This window comes from Microbacterium sp. H6 (assembly GCF_003314775.1).
Taxonomy (GTDB): Bacteria; Actinomycetota; Actinomycetes; order Actinomycetales; family Microbacteriaceae; genus Microbacterium; species Microbacterium oxydans.
On the sequence record NZ_QOAY01000042.1, the window covers coordinates 1 to 2,434 of the forward strand.

Annotated in this window: 3 protein-coding genes; all 3 read right to left on the minus strand. The window is 70.1% G+C overall.

Annotated elements, in window-relative coordinates; genetic code table 11:
* Positions 1-107: 107 nt before the first annotated feature.
* On the minus strand, positions 108-1,424 hold the full coding sequence (locus tag DSP71_RS02765) for a cell wall metabolism sensor histidine kinase WalK (RefSeq protein WP_258546231.1): 1,317 nt from the start codon (positions 1,422-1,424) through the stop codon (positions 108-110).
* Complete coding sequence (locus DSP71_RS02770; protein ID WP_113680314.1) at positions 1,417-2,094, minus strand: response regulator transcription factor; 678 nt, start codon at positions 2,092-2,094, stop codon at positions 1,417-1,419. The genes DSP71_RS02765 and DSP71_RS02770 overlap by 8 nt, the downstream gene beginning before the upstream one ends.
* Before the next feature lie 50 nt (positions 2,095-2,144).
* The coding region (locus DSP71_RS02775) for a putative immunity protein (protein WP_396652040.1) at positions 2,145-2,434 on the minus strand (290 nt) is incomplete at its 5' end.

The window sequence follows — 2,434 nt, forward strand, 5'->3', positions numbered from 1 at the left end:
GGGCGTCTGGTCGGGAGAGGGTGTCTTGTCGTCCATGACTCGATGCTCTCCCGCGGGCGCTGAAGCCTCCCTGAAGCGTCCTGAAGGACTCTTCAGGAACCCGTCGCTCAGGCGCCGCGGGGGAGGGTGAGGACGAAGCGTGCGCCGCCCCATCGGGAGTCGTCGACCGTGAGAGACCCGCCGGATGAGGCGGCGATTCCGCGCGCGATCGCGAGCCCGAGGCCGCTGCCTCCGGCGTCACGGCTGCGGGCCTCGTCGAGCCGAACGAAGCGCTCGAAGATCCGCTCCCGCTCCTCGGCGAGAACCCCGGCTCCGTCGTCTTCCACCGTCACGAACACGTATCCGTCCGAGGGGATCACCGCGATCGCCACCCGACCTCGACTGTGGCGGGCGGCATTGTCTGCGAGGTTGCGCACCAGCTGGCCGAGCAGGCGCGGGTCGCCGTGCACCCGTGCGGCATGGATGCCGGTACCGTCGACGTCGAGCCCGGCCGCGCGGAGTCGGCGCACCTCGCCGAGCGCGATGTCGTCGAGGTCGACCGCCTCGTCGAGCGTGCTCGCACCCTCGTCGAGGCGGGCGAGAAGCAGCAGCGATTCGACGATGCCCTGCAGTCGGAGCCCCTCTTCCGAGACGACCTCTGCGAGCTCGCCGATGCTGGTGACCTCGGGGTGGGCCTGGGCGAGCTCTGCGTGCTGGCGGATGGTCGCGAGCGGCGAACGCAGCTCGTGCGAGGCATCCGATACGAATCGGCGTTGCGCGGTGGCAGATGCATCGAGCCGGTCGAGCATGCCGTTCATGGTGGTCGCGAGTGCGGCGATCTCGTCTGCTGTCTCGGGTACGGGAACGCGCTGGTGAAGGCGCTCGGCGGTGATGCCGTCCACTTCCTCACGGATGCGCTCCACCGGTCGGAGCGCGCGGCCCACGACGAGCCAGGTGGTCACGGCCACGAGCAGCAGCAGCAGCGGGACCGCGATGGCGAGCAGCGTCGCGACCGTCGCCAGGGTCTCTGCGTCGTCGTCCATCGAGACCGCGAGCACGAGCGTCTGATCGCCCTCGATGTCTTCCGACACCACGAGCACGGTGTCGCCGTCGAGGGTCGTCGTCTGCGGGTCGTCGTCTGCCGGGAGCGGGGTCGAACCCAGTTTGTCGCGAGCCTCCTCGCTCGCGGCACGTACCGAGCCGTCCGGACCGAGGATCTGCAGTATCTCGTCTTCGAGCGCGTCGATGCCCTTGCCGCCCGGCCCGCCGGCACGTTCGGCGAGCTCGCTGAGCCGCTGTTCCGCAGCGCGCTCGGTGCTGCTGTGGATGCTCGCGCTCAGCACACCGTAGAACGAGAAGGCTCCGATCAGCAGGGCGACGGCGACGACGACGGTTGCGCCGAGTGTGGTCCTGCCGCGCACCGTGCGCCAGCTGCGGTTAGCCACCGTCGGCCGCCATTCGATAGCCCGCACCGCGGATGGTCTCGATGGCCTCACGACCGAACGGCTTGTCGAGTTTGCGGCGGAGGTGCCCGACGTAGACCTCGACGATGTTGGGGTCGCCGTCGAAGTCGTCGTCCCAGACGCCGTCGATGAGGGCGCGCTTCGACAGCACCTGCCCGCGATGACGCATGAGGTACTCGAGCACGGAGAACTCCCGCGCGGTGAGGCTCACCGGGGTCTCGCCGCGCCAGACCCGGTGGGCTGCGGGGTCGAGCCGCAGATCGCCCGCCTCCAGGATCGCCGGGCGGGCGACGGCTCCACGGCGCACGAGGGCGCGGAGCCGTGCGACGAGGATCGCGAACGAGAACGGCTTGGTGACGTAGTCGTCGGCCCCGGTCTCGAGTGCCTCGACCTGGTCCCACTCGCCGTCCTTCGCGGTGAGCATCAGCACGGGCGTCCAGTTCTCCTCGGCGCGCAGTGCTTCGCAGACCTTCCATCCGCTCATGCCCGGCATCATCAGGTCGAGCACGATCGCGTCGTACCGCGTCTCGCGTGCACGCCAGAGTCCGTCGACGCCGTTGTGCGCGACGTCGACCGCGAAGCCCTCGGCCTCGAGCCCGCGGCGCACGCCTTCGGCCAGGCGCACCTCGTCGTCAACCACCAGGATCCGCATTCCTCCAGTGTGGTCGGTCGACGCTGAATTCGGGCTGAAGCGGTCGAGGATCAGGTGGAGAGGTGTGCCTGGATCTCGAGGATCACTTCGCCGAGGGCTCCGGAGGAGAGGAGCCCGGGCCCGAGGGGTCCGGCTGTATCGGTGCCCAGCGGTGGGAGGGTGCGCAGGGCTGCAGCGGCTTCGGGAGAGAGGTGTGCGAGTTGCCATCGCACCTCTGCGGCACGGGCGTCGGATGCACGGGCGTCGGTGGCGTCCGGGTGTGCCCGCTCGACGGCCCGCGCGGCGTAGGCGGCTGCCCCGAGAGCATGCGCACCCATGTGCGCGACCCCTGCGGCCTGTG